This is a genomic window from Janthinobacterium salmonicoloratum (genome assembly GCF_051380845.1).
GTDB classification, from domain to species: domain Bacteria; phylum Pseudomonadota; class Gammaproteobacteria; order Burkholderiales; family Burkholderiaceae_D; genus Janthinobacterium; species Janthinobacterium lividum_F.
Window position 1 is genome coordinate 408935 of the sequence record NZ_JBNYXV010000001.1, and the last position, 15463, is coordinate 424397.

The window sequence follows — 15463 nt, forward strand, 5'->3', positions numbered from 1 at the left end:
GCGTTGCAGCGTCGCGTGACGCTGTGCCGGAGCGCCTCAAAGCGCGTCTGTTCGCTCTCTGATCGAGTGTACTATGGATGTAGCAGAACGGGCAATTGTTCCCTCTGGAACGACAGTCCATGGCGCTAACGCGCAACGCCGTCGATCATCCAGCCACAAACAAGGCCAGCGCGTGACGCAATAGCTGCGGCGTTTGCCCCGTCCAGCGCTTGAACGAGCGGCGAAAGTTAGTGGCATCATGAAAGCCGAGGTAGGCGGCCACGGCATCATTGTCGTAGCCGTGCGCCTGGAACAGGTAGATGGCCTTGTGCGCGCGCACCTGGTCCAGCTCGGCCTGGAAATGCGTGCCATGGCGCGCCAGGTGACGTTTCAAGGTGGCGGGACTGACGCCAAACTCCTGCGCCGTGCGCTCCAGGGTCGGCGCGCAGCGGATATTGGCCAGCAGGTAGTCGTACAGCGCACCGAGCAGACTGGCTGCCGGCACGGGCGCCACGGCCGCAGCGCGCAAGGCCAGTGCGGCCGCCGTTGCATTGCCGCGTGGCCAGGGCTTGTCGAGCCAGCTGGAATCGATGAGCATGGCGTCGACCTGACAATCGAAACGCAGCGCCTGGCCCAGGTGTACCTCGTGCTGCTCCACGTGGCGGGGCCGCGCGCGGTTGAAGCAGAAGCGCCACGGCAGCGCCTCGCCCGCCAGCCAGCGGCACATGGCCGCCAGCGCCGTCATGTGCATTTCCACCAAAAAAGGCAGCTGGCTCGGCGCGCCGAACGCATCGACCCAGTACAGCACATGCATGTCGCCCGCCGCGCGCAAACGCGGTTGCAACAGCGGACACAGCAAGGTATGAAAATCGCACAGGATGGTCAGGGCCTGCCGCAGATTCTGCGCCTGCAGCAAGGCGTGGCTGGCGGCGCCGTAATGGCCGGGCAACATTTGCTGGCCCAGCATGAAGCTGGTGTCGGCACTGTCCAGGCCGCGCGCCACATTGGCCAGCAATTGCAAATATTGCGCGGCGCTGACCTGGCTTTCCTCGGACGGCAGCGCGCCGCCATCGAGGCCCGTGCCCTTGAGCAGCGGCGCCGTGGCTAGGTCGCGGCTGCGCGCGTAGTCGAGCACCAGCGCCGGCTGGTGATGGGCCGCGATGCTGGGGTCGCCTTGCTGGTTCAGCGGCATCAGGCAGGCGCGGCGGCGCTGGCCCTGGAACTGGCGCTCCGGCCCGGCGTTTCCACGGCCCGGCTCAGCTCGGCAAGCACCACTTCCGGCACGCCATCGGTGAGCGAGCACGCGTGCCGCAAGCTCAAGCGGATTTCGCGGTTGTCGTTGGCGTGGTGGCGCATCTGCCCCACCATGGCGCACAGATGGCGCGCCTTCACGGCCGCATCTTCGCGCGATACGCCCGGCATCAGCACGGCAAAGCGGTCACCCGCATAGCGGCACAGCAAATCGTCATTACGCAAGTTCAACAGCAGCATGTGGCCCACGGCTTGCAGCACGCGGTCGCCTTCGCGGTGGCCGTATTCGCGGTTAATCAGGTGAAAACTGTCGATATCGAGCAAGACCAGCGCGCAATCGAGGCCGGGCCGGCGCTCCTGTTCCAGGCGCATCTGCGTGCGCAGGTAGCTGGCGTCGGCCAGTTGCGTGATGCGGTCGAAGGCGCGGTGGTCGCGGAACAGGCGTTCGCGCTTTTGCAGGTGCTCGTTCAAGCGAAACTGTTCCTGGCGCCAGTAGTACATGCCGATCGTCAACACCAGCATGCCGAACGGAATCAAGGCTTCCAGCCAGTTATCCCACACGGCGCTCTTATCGACGGCAAAGAATTCGTCCAGGCAATCGGCCCAGGAACCCAGCATGATGGCGCACAGGCCGCCAGCGATCAAACTCGTCACCCGTCCGCGCGGCCGGCTGCTGAGGGTAAACAAGAACCAGATGCCCGCCATGACGGCCGTGCCGCCTTCGCAGACGATATCCATCCACTTCCAGATGGCAAACGGTTTAGGATGCCCCAGTGTGGCGTACAGGCATAAGAACAGGGGCAATGCCAGCGCGGCGGCGATCAGGCTGTTACGGTGCAACGGCAGCATGTGGGGAACCTTTAAAAGTGGTGCTGTCGCCACGATAGCGCCCGCCCATGACGGCACGATGACATACCCCAAGCCCGTGCGGCAGGTGCAAACGGCTCATCATTACCAGCGCAGCTGATGCAAATACGGCAAGCGATCGTCCATGCGCCCTGCGCTGGCAGGTCATTTCAGCTCACCATGGTTCATTTCCGGCCGGAAAGCGTTCCCATGCCGTTGTTTTCAGAGTGGCAAGCCCTTGCCTGTCACGCAACCGTCATATTTGCTGCCTAGAATCCGCCCGGTTCCTTCCCCTAACCGAGTCCCACATGAAAACCATGCACACTTCGTCCCCCTCCCCGCTGCGCCTGACGGCCCTGGCCCTCGGCATCATGGCCGTCTTCAGCGGTCAAAGCCATGCGCAAGCGCAAGATGCGGACGGCCAGCCAGCCGCCACCGTGGTCGTCAGCGGCCAACGCGCCAGCCTGCGCAACGCCATCGCCGCGCAAGAGAAAGCCGACAACATCATCAGCGTCATCAGCAGCGACGATATCGGCGGCTTGCCGGACAAGAACGCGGCCGAAGCGCTGGCCCGCTTGCCGGGCGTGTCCGTGCAGCGCGACCAGGGCGAAGGCCGCTATATCACGGTGCGCGGCCTGGGGCCGGACCTGAACGCCGTCACCATCAACGGCGCGCTGGTGCCATCGCCGGAAGCGGGCCGCCGCGCCGTGGCGCTGGACATCCTGCCTGCCGGCCTGATCCGCACGCTGGAAGTGTCGAAGACCTTGCTGCCGGAAATGGACGCCAACTCGCTGGGCGCCACCATCGAAGTCAAATCGCTGTCCGCCTTCGACTTGCCGGGCAAGCTGCTGTCGGCCAACGTGGGCGCCAGCTACGATGAAAAGACGGGCAAGACCAGCCCCAGCGGCGGCGCCCTGTGGGCCCAGCGCTTCCTCGACGGCAAGCTGGGCGTGGCAGCCGGCCTGAGCGCGGAAAAGCGTTCATTCGGTTCCGATGACGTGGAAACGGGCGGCGCCTGGAGCAAAGGTAAATTGTCAGGCCTGGAATTGCGCGACTACCTGCCCGTGCGCAAGCGCGGCGCCCTGGCCGTCAACCTCGACTACCGCCCCGAAGCGGGCAACAGCTGGTTCCTGCGCTCCTTCGTCAGCGAGTTTTCCGACGATGAAGTGCGCGACCGCCTGACCATCAGCAATATCGCGGGCGGCAGCCTGGCCGAAGGAGCAACTGCCAGCGCGCGCGCCGAGCGCCGCATCCGCCAGCGCAAGTACACGCAGCAAGTGCGCTCGCTCGTGCTGGGCACGCAGCAGAAATCGGGCGACTGGACTCTGGACGTGAAAGGCGGCATGAGCCGCGCCACGGAAGACACGCCGGAATCGTTGAACGACGGCCGTTTCCGCGGCACAAGCAATTTCGCCGGCATCAGTTTCACGGATACGCAGGAGCCGAAATTGAGCGGCCCCGCCTCGCTGTACGATCCGGCCAACTATGCGCTGAACGCCATCACCCTGCAGAAGCGCTACTCGAAGGACAATGAACACCACGCGCGCATCGACCTGGCGCGCAAGTTCGACATCGCCACCCTGAAATTCGGCGCCAAAGTCAGCCGCCGTGAAAAAACCAATGACACGGATCAATGGGCCTACAACAGCAGCAAGGCATCGAGCGGCAATTACTGGGGCGCCGGCTCCACCTCGATGAGCAACTTCGTGCAAGGCCACAACCTCGACTACGACCTGGGCAACATCGGCGTGGCGCTGGATCCGGCCCTGATACGCGCCCGAGTCGCGGGCCTGGACCGCAGCAAGGCGCGCCTGGCCACCGAGTCCATCATCAACGATTACCGCATGCATGAAGACATCAACGCCATGTATGTGCAGAACAGCTACGACTTCGACGCCTGGCATATCCTCGGCGGCGTGCGCGCAGAGCGCACCAGCTTTGAAGCAGCCGGCTCGCAAGTGGACAGCGCAGGCGTGGCCACGGCACTGACGCGCGAACGTTCGTACACCAACTGGCTGCCAAACCTGCAAACCCGTTATGACGTAGATCAAAAGACCAGCGTGCGGGCCGCCTGGACGCAAGCCGTCGTGCGCGCCAACTTCAGCCAGCTGGCACCCGGCATCAGCCTGGCCAGCAACACGGAAGCCGTGATCGGCAACCCGGACTTGAAGCCGCTGAAGGCAAACAATCTGGATCTGGGCATCGAGCGCGTGCTGGGCAACGACGGCGTGATGTCGGCCTACGGTTTCTACAAGGACATCAAGAATTTTACCTACACGACCAACCTGGCTGGCACGGGTCAATGGACAGGCTACACGACAGCAACCTCGTATGCGAATGGCGATGCGGCCAAGGTCAAAGGCATCGAACTGGCTTACATGCAGCCGCTGCGCATGCTGCCGGCGCCATTCAACAAGTTTCTTGTCGGCGTGAATGGCACCTTGAGCACCTCAAGCGCGCAAATCGGCCGCTTCGACAAGGCAACGAACAAGCAACTCAAGCGTGACATCCGCCTGCCGGGCCAGTCGAACCTGGTGATGAACTTGATGCTGGGCTATGAAACGGGCCCGGTCAGCGCCCGCCTGGCCCTCAACTACAAGTCGCCCTATCTGCTGGAAATGGGCGGCGACATCCTGGACCAAAGCCAGGACCATATCGTCGCCGGCCAGAAGCAGCTCGATTTCTCGCTGTCGTACCAGATCAATAAACAGTTCCAACTGATGTTCGAGGCGGCCAACCTGAACAACGAGAAATACTATGTCTACCAGGGTACGAAGCAATACAACGTGCAGAACGAACAATATGGCCGCACCTTTAAAGTGAGCCTGAAAGCCAGCGCCTTCTGATGATGATTGCAAATAACATGAAAAAAAACGTACTTTGCAGCGCTTTGCTGGCTGCTTTCTGCCTCACCGGCACGGCGCAGGCCGCCCCGGTCGCGTCTAACGCTGTGCCTGCCTTCGCGCTAGAGGCCGAAGAGCTGGCCCGCCTGCCCGGTGGCGGCTGGCTGACCCTGGACAAGCACGGCTTGCGCCTGTTCGATCCGGCCGGCAAGGAACAGGACCGCATCGCCGTGCGCGCCAAGCAGCTCGACACGCGCATCGATGACGGCAAGGTCCTGGCTGTCTTCCTGGAAGCGGACACGCAGCGCCCGCTGCCCGTCTCCGTCGACTTGCAGGCTGGCAAGCTGGTCAAGCTGGCGCCGTTTCCCGTACCGACGTTTTCCGTGGAAGCGTCCTGCCTGTACCGCGACGCCCAGCAGCTCGACCATCTGTTCTTGATCGGCAAGGATGGGCAAGCGGAACAATGGGTGATGCAGGGCGAGCAGCGCAGCCTGGTGCGTAAACTCGCCTTGCCGCCGCACGCGAAGCATTGCAGAGTCGACGACGGCGCTCAGCGCCTGCTGGTGAACGAGTCGAACATGGGTGTATGGGCGTATGACGCCGAGTCCGAAGGCATGGGCAAGCGTGAAGTGGTCGCCCTGCGCAAGCCGTACGGCCAGCTGGACGGTGGCGCCGGCGCGCTGGCCGTGCTGCCGGGTGGCGTGGCCGTGCTCGACGGCAAGGCGGACAAGCTGCACCTGTTCGCCCATCAGGGCGGGCAGTGGACGGCCCTGCCGCCGCAAGCCGTGGCCTTGAACGTGCGCAAGGGCGACAGCCAGTTGGCGCTCGACGGGAATTCGTTGATGTTGCGCGGCAAGAGCGGTTGGCAAGTGCGGGCCTTGAAATGGGCTGGCCAAGCGGAAACGTTGCCTGCGGTGGCCATCATCGCCCCGCAAGCGCAGACAGAGCCGATGGCGCGCCAGGGCGACGCGGCAGACGATCCAGCCATCTGGCTGTCCAGCAACCCTGCCGACGCACGCATCCTCGGCACCAACAAGAAGCAAGGACTGCTCGTCTACGACCTGCAGGGCAAGCAAACGCAGCTGCTGGAAGTGGGTCGCCTGAACAACGTCGACGTGCGCCAGAACATCAGTCTTGGCGGCAGCAAGGTCGACCTGGCCGTGGCCACCCAGCGCGACGACAACAGCATGATGCTCTTCACCATCAATGCCAGCGGCGACGTGGCGGAAGCGGGCCGTTTTCCTACCGGTCTGAAAAGCATCTACGGCATGTGCCTGTACCAGCCGGCCAGCGGTGGCGTGGAAGCGTTCATCAACGACAAGGACGGCACCTTCCAGCAGTACAAGATCGAAATGAGCGGCATGAGCGGCAAGCAGTTCAGCGCCACTCTCTTGCGCAGCTTCAAGGTCGCCACCCAACCGGAAGGCTGCGTGGCCGACGACGCCAACGCCCGCTTGTTCCTGGGCGAGGAAACGCGCGGCATCTGGACCACCTCGGCCGACGCCGCCAAGCCGGACGCCCTCTCCATGGTCTTGCCCGTGGGAGCGCACTTGAGCGCCGACGTGGAAGGCATGGCCATCTACCGCAAGCCGGGGGGCGCACCCAACACCGGCTACCTGATCGTTTCCAGCCAGGGCGACAGCAGCTACGTCGTGCTCGACGCCCAAGCCCCCTACAAGGCGCGCGGCCGCTTCAAGGTAGGCTTCAACTTGCCTGCCGGCATCGACGGCACGTCGGAAACGGATGGCCTCGACGTCACCTCCGCCAACCTGGGCGGCGCGTATGCGCAAGGCATGTTGGTGATCCAGGACGGCTACAAGCGCTTGCCGGACGGCCCGCAGAACTTCAAGTATGTGGCGTGGGGGGATGTGGCGAAGGCGTTGAAGCTGGAGTAATCAGGCAGGAACGGGGTTGGGCCTGCTGGGGAATGCGCGTCAATGGGGTGCATTCCAATCACGAGGAGACCTGCCCCGGCACTAGCTGCGCGGCAGATCAATATGAAATGGCATGCGCTTGCCGCACAAGTCCACCATGCCAGACACGAGCAGGCGCCGTGCGGATAATTCGATAATATTGACGGCCGACACGTCGCCATATTCCATCATATAGATACCCGATTCCTCCGCCTCGGGATGCGTATCCAGCATCCCGATCGCAAACGCTCCTCCCTGCCCTTCCGGTATGCGCAAGCCGTGCAGGAAAAAGGCTGGCGGATACAGCGCCCACGACCATTCCGCATCCTCCGGCTCGGTCAAGCGCATAAACACATCATCATCGCCGTGGATATCGATATTGAGCTCCAGCATGCCGCTACCATGAGCTTCCAGACTAATGCTTGATTTCGCTACATCCACTTCAAAATTGGTGTCACCGATACTAAAAACAGTCATTTAATAATACTCCCGAGTTACTGGTAAATATGTGGTGCGACAGGCAGCAAGGAATGCAGGGCAGCCACGTCGGTCAGTATACCAGACGGATAAATCCGGCAATTACGACTACCGCGCTGATGCTCTATTTTCACCATGTTCGTGCCACCATCGTCAACGCGCGCCGCAATGGCGTCGAACTTCACCGCTTTCAATAATGCTGGCGAATGCAAGAAAAGGCCGCTTACTCCGCAAAACAGGCAAAACCTGTAACGTCCGCTTCCGCCTCGAAGCGGAAGCTCACCTGACGCATATTCCCGCAGGAGCGACAGGGCTGGCCTTCTTGCTCCTTTTCAATCGTATGCGCTATCTAACATATTCTCCAATATTTCTTCATCTATACGATCGATATCAACTGCAGCATCCCAATCTTGATCATAAGGTATTTCAGCAATATACAAATCGAGACCAATTTCATGAAATCCATGGATTATTGCTCTAATTTCCTTGTCCCTAGTGACGTGATCATTAAGGAACAATTCAGTAAAATAAAATACTCCCTTTTCTCCCATCAAAATTTTTTCTTTTGCCACACCAAGTGGCAACCCCGTTACCTTATGAATCAATTTCACAGCATCCAAATTATTACTTGGCATTGCGAGCGATATAGATATTTTTGACATCAATTCTTCCTTAAATAAACTGAGCGGACATTCAACAGGGGCGACAGGGTAAGCGAGCCTTTGCTTTCGAGCACCTCGGCTCAAAGTAGCCTCGCAAAACGACCACTATTGCCCCGAATGGACATCTTGCTCTAAGGCCAACAGTTCTTTGGCCCCGTCCACATCGTTACCGTTCTTTGGCAGTCGTGTGGTCAAATATTTATCAATTTTCATGCAGTTCTTAAGTCCGCTTGTGGCCGGTTGCCATAGTTGCCAGGTTCCGCCCCATTGCGGACGGTGACTTAGAACTGGTACGCGTCTTTTGAAATTGTGGAACCGTACGAATAGCCCCAAAGCAAACGACGCATCAGCTCTCCGAAATTCTGCGGGCCTTGGTATAGCTGGCCGTCAGGATCGGTAAATACATAATAGGTCCCATCAGTGCCGACTGACAAGATCATGTGGTCATGGTGGGCCGAGGCAAATGCGACAACCTCACCAATTTGTTCTGCCCAAGCTTGAAACAGACCGCAACGAAGACGCTCGTAGAAGCGCACGTCGCTCGATGCCATTTCTGCTCCTAAGCCACATGTGCCTACAGTCAACCCTCCGAACTCATCAACTATTTGATTGGCGATGGCATAGGCAGACGCTGGCGTCTTGCCTAGCGGGGCTTGGCTCTTCGGCCCCTTCCAGCCTGCTTCTCGAAAGACGGGCTCTATTAGCTTCGGTATTTCCAACATGGTCAGTTTAAAAAGGTTGTCGATTAAATGGCTGCTCCTGGCCGATTGCCGACTCTTTTTGGCCAAATACCGACTAGCATTGGTATCGGTCTTTGATGTGCTCATTGTAGTAAATACCCTTGGAGTAGGCACGCATGAACGCAGCATGCACATTCGAAGGTACTCGGCAAAAATCATAACTATGCCCTTGCTGGAATTGGATACGCATGCGAGCTGTTTGCTCGTCGTAACCAATCGCAACAATGGCACTGGAATTTACTCGAACCATTTGCATGCTAGCTCCCGAAAGTCTTTAGGCTCAAAATGATAAAAGCTGTTCGATTAGGAACGGCTGCTTCTGACCACTAGCAAACGATTCTATAACTGTAGCGTATTTTGCAACATGATAACGAAAATTAGGTCGCGATACACCAGAAACGGCTGCAACTGCCCCATTAAACCTCGAGCAGCTTACCAATCTGCCAGCGACTGCCAGCCTCAGGCATATTAAAATGGCGTCCCATGACCTCCCCCGCCTCGACCACCTCCCTCCCCGACAGCATCCTGCTCCCCTCCCTGGCCGTACTGGGAGGGCAAATTTCCGTCAATCTGGGGGCGGCGATTGCGAAGAATCTGTTTCCTGTCATCGGGGTCGAAGGGATTACGGCGTATCGCGTGGGGTTTTCGGCGCTGATCCTGCTGGCGATCTTCCGGCCGTGGCGTTACCGCCTGACGCGCAAGGATGTGCTGAACTTGCTGGTCTACGGTTCCGTGCTGGGGCTGATGAACTTGCTGATTTACCGGGCGTTTGCGCTGATACCGATTGGCATCGCCGTGGCCATCGAGGTGACGGGGCCGTTGGCCGTGGCCATGCTGTCGTCGCGCCGGCCCCGCGATTTGCTCGCGGTGGCCTGCGCCGTGTTCGGCTTGTATTTGCTGTTGCCGCTGCAAGGCAGTCCGGGCAGCCTGGACCCCGTCGGCGTGGCGTATGCGCTGGGGGCGGCGCTGTGCTGGGCGCTGTATATCATCTTCGGCAAGCGCGCCTCGACCTTGCAAGGCGGGCAAGCCGTGGCCTGGGGCATGACGGTGGCGGCCATGGTGACGGTGCCCATCGGCGTCGCGTATTCGGGCACGGCCTTGCTGGCGCCATCAATTGCCTTGATGGGCCTGGCCATTGCCATGCTGTCCAGCGCCCTGCCGTATTCGCTGGAAATTTTTGCCCTGCGCCGCTTGCCGCAAGGGGTGTTCGGCATGTTCAGCAGCGCGGCGCCGGCCGTCAGCGCGCTGGCCGCCATGGCCGTGCTGGGGGAACTGCTGAGCCTGACCCAGTGGCTGGCCATCGCCTGCATCGTGTTTGCGTCGGCCATGGCGGCACTCGGTGCTCAGGGCGGCAAGCGCTAGCGGTATTCATTCCATCCTCTGCCGCTTCCTGTTGCGCTGCCTGGCATGGTTGCGCAGCTGACGGGCAGTTTTTGATGCCCGCCTGTAAAATGCGTCATCCCTTGCCATATCACGCACTTCCGCCTCACCGATGACATACCCATTTCTTTTTCGCTGGTCCTCCGCGCTTGCCGCTGCAGCCTTGCTGCTGGCGCCGCTCGCCGCCGCACAGGCAGCCGCTCCTGCCGTCCTCACGGGAAATGCCGAAGCGGGCAAAGCCGCGTTTCGCAAGTGCGCCTCGTGCCACCAGGTGGGGCCATCGGCGCGCGGCGGCTTTGGCCCCAAGCTGACGGGCGTGATCGGCCGCAAGGCCGGTGCCACCACCGACTATAAATACTCGGCGGCCATGAAAAACGCGAATATGGTCTGGACCGAGCAAAACCTGGCCGGCTTCCTGAAAGCACCGAGCGATTTCATTCCCGGCAATAACATGCGCTTCTGGGGCATCGGCAATGCGCAGCAAGTGGCCGATTTGCTGGCCTACCTGCGCACGCAATAAGCACCGCCACTTAGCGCAGGAATAAGGTCTGCACCAACAAGGCATGCACCCACGCTGCTGCTGGCAAGGAAGCTGGCCGTGCACTGGCCGCCCTTCACACGTCATCAGGCATGCAGCTAGGCAAAGCGCCTCAAGTCCATGACCCCAGATCAAACCTCCAGCGCTTGCAGCACGCCCTTGCGCTTCTTGTGCGCCGCTTCATAGTCGCGCAGATGCTTGCGCTGGGCAGCAGACAGGCCGCCCAGCTTGTCGCGGATCTGCGCCACCGTTAAATGCTGGTAGCCGGCGATGGGCAAGCCCGGCTCTGACGCGTGCGGGACAGCGTGATCGGTTTTTTCCCCGTCCGCCCGGGTTTCACCCGCCTGCGCCCTTTGCTTGTTCACGATGCGGGCCGCGACTTCTTCCTCACGGCCCGGGTAGCGTCCTTCCTGCCTGAAATCCCGTTCCAGCTTCTTGAATTCGCGTTCGCGCCGGGTATTGGCACCGACAGGCATATGCTTCCCTTAGGGCTTCGCTGGCAGCTTGCGCACGCACAGATAGATGGAATACAGCGCCGCCAGCCCCACCAGCACGTACACGCCGCGCGACGCCGTCGACATGGCGCCGAGGATGCGGGCCACGATATCGATATCGAACAAGCCAACCAGCGCCCAGTTCAAACCGCCCACGATCAGCAGGATCATGGAGATCCAGTCGACCACGTTCAGGCGCTTGGCCGTCATTTCTTCGTTTGCCGCACCGTCCGATCCTGCCTGGATATTCGCCATATCAGCCTCCTGTAAGAAGAAAGGACCCGCCTTCGGGTCTGTGCAATAAACAGTGTAGGCGCAGCACCGGTATACGCCAGTCGGATAATGCCCGGGATCGAGGTAGGACGAGTCTGTAATAAGGCGGGTGATTTTATCTGGTAACAAGCAAGGCGCCATGCAACGAGGCGATGCATTTCGATGGAAGTTGCCACTGTTGCCAAACAAGCAGTAACTAATTCCAATATGGAAATATTTATAGATTACTTAGTACCGCGCTGCTACACTCATTTCACCCCAGCAACGTCAGGGGACAGGCGCCGCGTCATGCCGCAGGCATGGAAAACGGCCACCATGGGACAACAGCTGAGGGGACATGAATATTTCAAACATTCGTATCGGTGTGCGCCTGACCACAGGCTTTTTGCTCACTTCGCTTTTACTGGCCGTGGTGGTGGTCATCAGCACGTGGCAGTTGTCGACCGTGAGCGGGGAAATCGATAGCAGCGTGAACCAGCGCTATGCGCGCATCGCGCAATTGCAGGCTACGCGCAACAGCACGCAAGAACAGCCTGCCCTGCGCGAGCTCGACCAGCAGATCGCCACGCAATCGGCGCAAATGCGTACGGCGGCCGAGGCGGCCATGGCCCGCGCGCGCGATACCAGCGTGCTGATCATTGCGCTGGGCCTGGTCGGAGGCGTGTTGAGCCTGGCGACGGCCTGGTTCATCAGCAGCGGCATCGTGCGGCCCTTGCGGCATGCCGTCAAAGTGGCGCGCAAGGTGGCTGGCGGCGACTTGAGCGAGCATATCCGCGTCGATTCTCGTGATGAAGTGGGGCAATTGCTGCAGGCCCTGAAAGACATGAATGCCAGCTTGATCAGTATCGTGGGCGAGGTGCGCAGCGGCACACACGACATCGCGGGCGCGTCAATCGAGATTGCGGCTGGCAACCAGGACTTGTCGCAGCGCACGCAAGCCCAAGCCAGCTCGCTGGAGCGCACGGCCGCCTCGATGGAAGAGCTGACTGGCACCGTCAAGCAAAATGCCGATAACGCACGGCAAGCCAATCAACTGGCGCAATCGGCCGCCGCAGTGGCCGGCAAAGGGGGCACGGTGGTGGCGCAAGTTGTCGACACCATGAGCTCGATCAACGCTTCGTCGAAAAAAATCGTTGACATCATCGGCGTCATCGACGCCATCGCCTTCCAGACGAATATCCTGGCCTTGAACGCGGCCGTGGAAGCGGCACGGGCCGGCGAACAAGGGCGCGGTTTTGCCGTCGTGGCCGCTGAAGTCCGTACCCTGGCACAACGCTCGGCCGGTGCGGCGAAGGAAATCAAGCAATTGATCGGCGACTCCGTGGAGCGTGTCGACGCAGGCGCGCGCCTGGTCGACATTGCCGGCGCCACCATGCGCGAGATTGTGGCCAGCGTGCACCGCGTAACGGACATCATGGGCGAAATCAGCATGGCCAGCGGCGAGCAATTGTCCGGCATCGAACAAGTCAATGCCGCCATCGTGCAGATGGAACAGGTCACGCAGCAAAACGCGGCCCTGGTGGAGCAGGCATCGACGGCGGCGGCCGGCATGCAGCAGCGCGCCACGCGACTGTCGGGCACTGTCGACATCTTCAAGCTGAGCCGTGACCAGGCACCCGCCCAGGCGGCGCACGACATCAGCCTGGTGGCCACACACGCCCCGCACATCGTCACCGCGCCGGCAAACCTGCCTGCCGCAAGCGTTAGAGCGCGGCTGAAAGCCTGAGTTCCCCGCCATAGAGTCGCTATAGCTGCCTGTACATGATGGTGGTGGCGTCCAGCCGGTCGCCGGTCGGCGCCAGCGCATAGCCGGGGATGCTGCCCGCCGCCACGTAGCCGAGCGACAAGTAGAACGGTTCGGCATGGTCGCTGCTGCGCGTATCCAGGGTCAGCAGGCTGCGCTGCAGGAGGCGCGCCTGCTCTTCCAGCGCCTGCATCAGCTGGCGCGCAAGGCCGCGCCGGCGGAAAGCGGGCGCGACCAGCAGTTTGCGCACTTCGGCCCGGTGCGCCTGGTTGGGATTGGTGTCCCAGTCCAGCTGCACGGCACCGGCCACCTTCCCGTCCACCTCGGCTACCAGCAGCAGGCGCACGCCGCGCGTGACGGCCGGCAACACGTTATCCACCCAGAACACCTGGCTGGCCGCCGTGTCGAACGGCAAGATAAAACCGATGCTGGCGCCGTCATGCACGCAGTCTTGCAGCAAGGCGCCCAGTTCCGGCAAGCGTTCGAGAATATCGGTGGACGAAAAGTGGCGTAGCGATGCGGGCATGGCGACCTCAGACAAGAAAGAGAAAATAGCGGGCGCCGCTGTCTGGCGGCGTCGTAAACGCGCTGGCGCCGTGCAGCTGGTAGCGCAGGCAGTCGCCGGCTTGCAAGTCGTGCGAACGGCCATCGACGGTCACGTTCAGCTTGCCTTCCTGCAGCAACAGATGGTGTTCCATGCCGGGCTGCGGCGAGGCCGCGTAAGCGATCGTCACGCCCGCGCCCAGCTCGCATTCGAGCGCTTCGCCCGCCAAGGCGCGCGAAGGGGGGGAGACGGAACGGCGGATAAAACCGGTAGCTGGGTCCGTCCACACGCTTTGCTGGGCCCGCAGCAGCAGGGGCGGGAAATCGTCCTCGACCATGCGCAGCAGGCGCGACATGGCCAGGCCATACGCGGCACACAGCTTGCCCAGCACGACCGTGGTCGGGCTGACTTCGCCATTTTCCAGGCGCGACAGGGTGGCGCGGCTGACCTGGCTGGCACTGGCCAGCTGGTCCAGCGACCAGCCCCGCTCCACGCGCAACTGCTTTAAACGCGCCGCCAGGCGCTGTTCCGTATCGTTATCAGTCAATTCTCTACTTTCCATATATGGGAATTTATCCCACCAACGGGAATTTGGCAAGCAATCGTCGATGAGTTGCTCAACGCACAGACCCGCACCCGGACTCCAGGCACCATGGCGCCACCACTTCAAGGAGAAGCCATGTCCGCCACTCCCCCCACTCCCCAGCCGCGCCAGGGCCAGGCGCCCGCGCCTTTGGGCAGGGTCGAATTTCATCTGCAATTCATCCGCTCGTTTGCCGACCCCACGTTCGACACTGTGCGCGGCGCCCTGGTGCAGGTGGAAGAAGTGGCGTGGAAGAATTACCAGGATGGCCGCAAGGCGCCCGTCACGCAGAAGGCAGGACCGGGTTTTATCGACCCCGACTACGATTTATCCGTGGAGTGGGTCGCCACGCGCGACCGCCTGCTGGCCGCCGAGGTGCGCCAGAAAGATCCGGCCACGCCGTCGCGCGTGCTGCTGGTCTGCGGCGCGGCACGCAACGACGGCTCTTGCCCAGGAGAAATCTCAAAGACCTGGCGCATGACGCAATGGGCGAAAGAAGTGCTGCAGGCAGAGCACATCGAAGCGGACGTGCTGGACCTGAGCTTGCTGACGTCCGCGTATGACTTGCACATTCATCCATGCAAGGGCTGCGTCTCGACGGCCATGCCCCTGTGCCACTGGCCGTGCAGCTGCTACCCGAACCATGGCGAACGCCAAACGAATGACTGGATGGCGGACATTTACGAGCGCTGGACGGCCGCGCACGCCGTCATCATCGTCACGCCCGTGTACTGGTATCAGACGCCCAGCGTGCTGAAACTGATGATAGACCGGCTCGTCTGCGCTGACGGCGGCAACCCGGACCCCACGTCCACGCACGGCAAGAAAGCCGTGGAAGCGAAAGCCCTGGAATTGCAAGGCTGGAATTACCCGAAACACCTGGCCGGGCGCGCGTATGGCCTGGTCGTGCACGGCGACGTGGCCGGCATCGAAGGGGTACGGCGTGGCCTGTCGGACTGGCTGGACTGGATGGGCCTGGTCGATGCGGGCGCGAAATCACGGCTGGACCGCTACATCGGCTATTACGACAGCTATGCGCAAAGCCATGAGACCTTGGACCGCGATACCAATATGCAGGAAGAAGTGCGCAACGTGGCGCGCGCCGTGGCCGAAGCCGTCCAACGGCTGCGCGCAGGCACGCTGGCGCCGCCCGATGCGACATTACAAGCTCCGCGGCCGAAATAAAGCCGCGCGTA

At 61.4% G+C, this 15463-nt stretch carries 16 protein-coding genes; 6 read left to right on the forward strand and 10 right to left on the reverse strand.

The genetic code is table 11. The features are described 5' to 3' along the window. Positions 1–145 precede the first annotated feature (145 nt). Together ACQ4WY_RS01900 and ACQ4WY_RS01905 are read right to left on the reverse strand one after the other, a co-directional pair. Positions 146–1171: an AraC family transcriptional regulator gene (locus tag ACQ4WY_RS01900; protein ID WP_436502572.1), complete on the reverse strand. Its 1026-nt coding sequence runs from the start codon at positions 1169–1171 to the stop codon at positions 146–148. After that, the gene (locus ACQ4WY_RS01905; protein ID WP_436502573.1) at positions 1171–2079 is read right to left on the reverse strand and encodes a GGDEF domain-containing protein; all 909 of its coding nucleotides are present in this window, start codon (positions 2077–2079) and stop codon (positions 1171–1173) included. Before ACQ4WY_RS01905 ends, ACQ4WY_RS01900 begins: the two co-directional genes overlap by 1 nt. A gap of 314 nt (positions 2080–2393) precedes the next feature. Between ACQ4WY_RS01905 and ACQ4WY_RS01910 the strand changes: the two genes are divergently transcribed. Continuing rightward, on the forward strand, positions 2394–4922 hold the full coding sequence (locus ACQ4WY_RS01910) for a TonB-dependent receptor (RefSeq protein ID WP_436502574.1): 2529 nt from the start codon (positions 2394–2396) through the stop codon (positions 4920–4922). A 17-nt stretch (positions 4923–4939) separates the two neighbouring features. Continuing rightward, positions 4940–6814, forward strand: a complete 1875-nt coding sequence (locus ACQ4WY_RS01915; RefSeq protein ID WP_436502575.1) for a phytase — start codon at positions 4940–4942, stop codon at positions 6812–6814. An 81-nt stretch (positions 6815–6895) separates the two neighbouring features. Here the strand turns inward: ACQ4WY_RS01915 and ACQ4WY_RS01920 are convergent, their stop codons facing one another. The 4 genes from ACQ4WY_RS01920 to ACQ4WY_RS01935 all read right to left on the reverse strand — a co-directional run bounded on the left by ACQ4WY_RS01920 (position 6896) and on the right by ACQ4WY_RS01935 (position 8967). Next, positions 6896–7309, reverse strand: a complete 414-nt coding sequence (locus tag ACQ4WY_RS01920) for a hypothetical protein (RefSeq protein WP_436502576.1) — start codon at positions 7307–7309, stop codon at positions 6896–6898. A gap of 332 nt (positions 7310–7641) precedes the next feature. Further along, positions 7642–7971, reverse strand: coding sequence for a hypothetical protein (locus ACQ4WY_RS01925; protein ID WP_436502577.1), 330 nt, complete (start codon positions 7969–7971; stop codon positions 7642–7644). 281 nt (positions 7972–8252) lie between these two features. Further along, a complete protein-coding gene (locus ACQ4WY_RS01930) occupies positions 8253–8798 on the reverse strand; it encodes an SUKH-3 domain-containing protein (protein WP_436502578.1) in 546 nt (181 codons plus the stop codon). Then, the gene (locus tag ACQ4WY_RS01935) at positions 8767–8967 is read right to left on the reverse strand and encodes a KTSC domain-containing protein (RefSeq protein WP_436502579.1); all 201 of its coding nucleotides are present in this window, start codon (positions 8965–8967) and stop codon (positions 8767–8769) included. Before ACQ4WY_RS01935 ends, ACQ4WY_RS01930 begins: the two co-directional genes overlap by 32 nt. 227 nt (positions 8968–9194) lie before the next feature. On the opposite strand from ACQ4WY_RS01935, the gene ACQ4WY_RS01940 reads away from it, so the two are divergent. Both ACQ4WY_RS01940 and ACQ4WY_RS01945 read left to right on the forward strand, forming a co-directional pair. Further along, positions 9195–10073: an EamA family transporter gene (locus ACQ4WY_RS01940; protein ID WP_436502580.1), complete on the forward strand. Its 879-nt coding sequence runs from the start codon at positions 9195–9197 to the stop codon at positions 10071–10073. A 130-nt stretch (positions 10074–10203) separates the two neighbouring features. Further along, positions 10204–10611 carry a c-type cytochrome gene (locus ACQ4WY_RS01945; protein ID WP_436502581.1) on the forward strand — a complete coding sequence of 136 codons (408 nt, stop codon included), beginning with the start codon at positions 10204–10206 and terminating at the stop codon, positions 10609–10611. 149 nt (positions 10612–10760) lie between these two features. Here the strand turns inward: ACQ4WY_RS01945 and ACQ4WY_RS01950 are convergent, their stop codons facing one another. Both ACQ4WY_RS01950 and ACQ4WY_RS01955 read right to left on the reverse strand, forming a co-directional pair. Then, positions 10761–11105 (reverse strand): hypothetical protein, encoded by a 345-nt coding sequence (locus ACQ4WY_RS01950; RefSeq protein WP_436502582.1) that lies wholly within the window; start codon positions 11103–11105, stop codon positions 10761–10763. A gap of 9 nt (positions 11106–11114) precedes the next feature. Then, positions 11115–11378: a DUF378 domain-containing protein gene (locus ACQ4WY_RS01955; protein ID WP_199534280.1), complete on the reverse strand. Its 264-nt coding sequence runs from the start codon at positions 11376–11378 to the stop codon at positions 11115–11117. A gap of 355 nt (positions 11379–11733) precedes the next feature. Between ACQ4WY_RS01955 and ACQ4WY_RS01960 the strand changes: the two genes are divergently transcribed. Then, positions 11734–13122, forward strand: a complete 1389-nt coding sequence (locus ACQ4WY_RS01960; RefSeq protein WP_436502583.1) for a methyl-accepting chemotaxis protein — start codon at positions 11734–11736, stop codon at positions 13120–13122. A 19-nt stretch (positions 13123–13141) separates the two neighbouring features. Here ACQ4WY_RS01960 and ACQ4WY_RS01965 read toward each other — a convergent pair whose 3' ends face one another. Both ACQ4WY_RS01965 and ACQ4WY_RS01970 read right to left on the reverse strand, forming a co-directional pair. Beyond that, complete coding sequence (locus ACQ4WY_RS01965) at positions 13142–13666, reverse strand: GNAT family N-acetyltransferase (protein WP_436502584.1); 525 nt, start codon at positions 13664–13666, stop codon at positions 13142–13144. A gap of 7 nt (positions 13667–13673) precedes the next feature. Further along, positions 13674–14246, reverse strand: a complete 573-nt coding sequence (locus tag ACQ4WY_RS01970) for a helix-turn-helix domain-containing protein (RefSeq protein ID WP_436502585.1) — start codon at positions 14244–14246, stop codon at positions 13674–13676. 117 nt (positions 14247–14363) lie between these two features. Between ACQ4WY_RS01970 and ACQ4WY_RS01975 the strand changes: the two genes are divergently transcribed. Further along, a complete protein-coding gene (locus ACQ4WY_RS01975) occupies positions 14364–15452 on the forward strand; it encodes a flavodoxin family protein (protein WP_436502586.1) in 1089 nt (362 codons plus the stop codon). Positions 15453–15463 lie beyond the last annotated feature (11 nt).

Coding starts and splice junctions, on each gene's coding strand:
- ACQ4WY_RS01900 (WP_436502572.1), bottom strand. CDS start 1,171: ATGCCGCTGAACCAGCAAGGCGACCCCAGCATCGCGGCCCATCACCAG.
- ACQ4WY_RS01905 (WP_436502573.1), bottom strand. CDS start 2,079: ATGCTGCCGTTGCACCGTAACAGCCTGATCGCCGCCGCGCTGGCATTG.
- ACQ4WY_RS01910 (WP_436502574.1), top strand. CDS start 2,394: ATGCACACTTCGTCCCCCTCCCCGCTGCGCCTGACGGCCCTGGCCCTC.
- ACQ4WY_RS01915 (WP_436502575.1), top strand. CDS start 4,940: ATGAAAAAAAACGTACTTTGCAGCGCTTTGCTGGCTGCTTTCTGCCTC.
- ACQ4WY_RS01920 (WP_436502576.1), bottom strand. CDS start 7,309: ATGACTGTTTTTAGTATCGGTGACACCAATTTTGAAGTGGATGTAGCG.
- ACQ4WY_RS01925 (WP_436502577.1), bottom strand. CDS start 7,971: ATGTCAAAAATATCTATATCGCTCGCAATGCCAAGTAATAATTTGGAT.
- ACQ4WY_RS01930 (WP_436502578.1), bottom strand. CDS start 8,798: ATGAGCACATCAAAGACCGATACCAATGCTAGTCGGTATTTGGCCAAA.
- ACQ4WY_RS01935 (WP_436502579.1), bottom strand. CDS start 8,967: ATGCAAATGGTTCGAGTAAATTCCAGTGCCATTGTTGCGATTGGTTAC.
- ACQ4WY_RS01940 (WP_436502580.1), top strand. CDS start 9,195: ATGACCTCCCCCGCCTCGACCACCTCCCTCCCCGACAGCATCCTGCTC.
- ACQ4WY_RS01945 (WP_436502581.1), top strand. CDS start 10,204: ATGACATACCCATTTCTTTTTCGCTGGTCCTCCGCGCTTGCCGCTGCA.
- ACQ4WY_RS01950 (WP_436502582.1), bottom strand. CDS start 11,105: ATGCCTGTCGGTGCCAATACCCGGCGCGAACGCGAATTCAAGAAGCTG.
- ACQ4WY_RS01955 (WP_199534280.1), bottom strand. CDS start 11,378: ATGGCGAATATCCAGGCAGGATCGGACGGTGCGGCAAACGAAGAAATG.
- ACQ4WY_RS01960 (WP_436502583.1), top strand. CDS start 11,734: ATGAATATTTCAAACATTCGTATCGGTGTGCGCCTGACCACAGGCTTT.
- ACQ4WY_RS01965 (WP_436502584.1), bottom strand. CDS start 13,666: ATGCCCGCATCGCTACGCCACTTTTCGTCCACCGATATTCTCGAACGC.
- ACQ4WY_RS01970 (WP_436502585.1), bottom strand. CDS start 14,246: ATGGAAAGTAGAGAATTGACTGATAACGATACGGAACAGCGCCTGGCG.
- ACQ4WY_RS01975 (WP_436502586.1), top strand. CDS start 14,364: ATGTCCGCCACTCCCCCCACTCCCCAGCCGCGCCAGGGCCAGGCGCCC.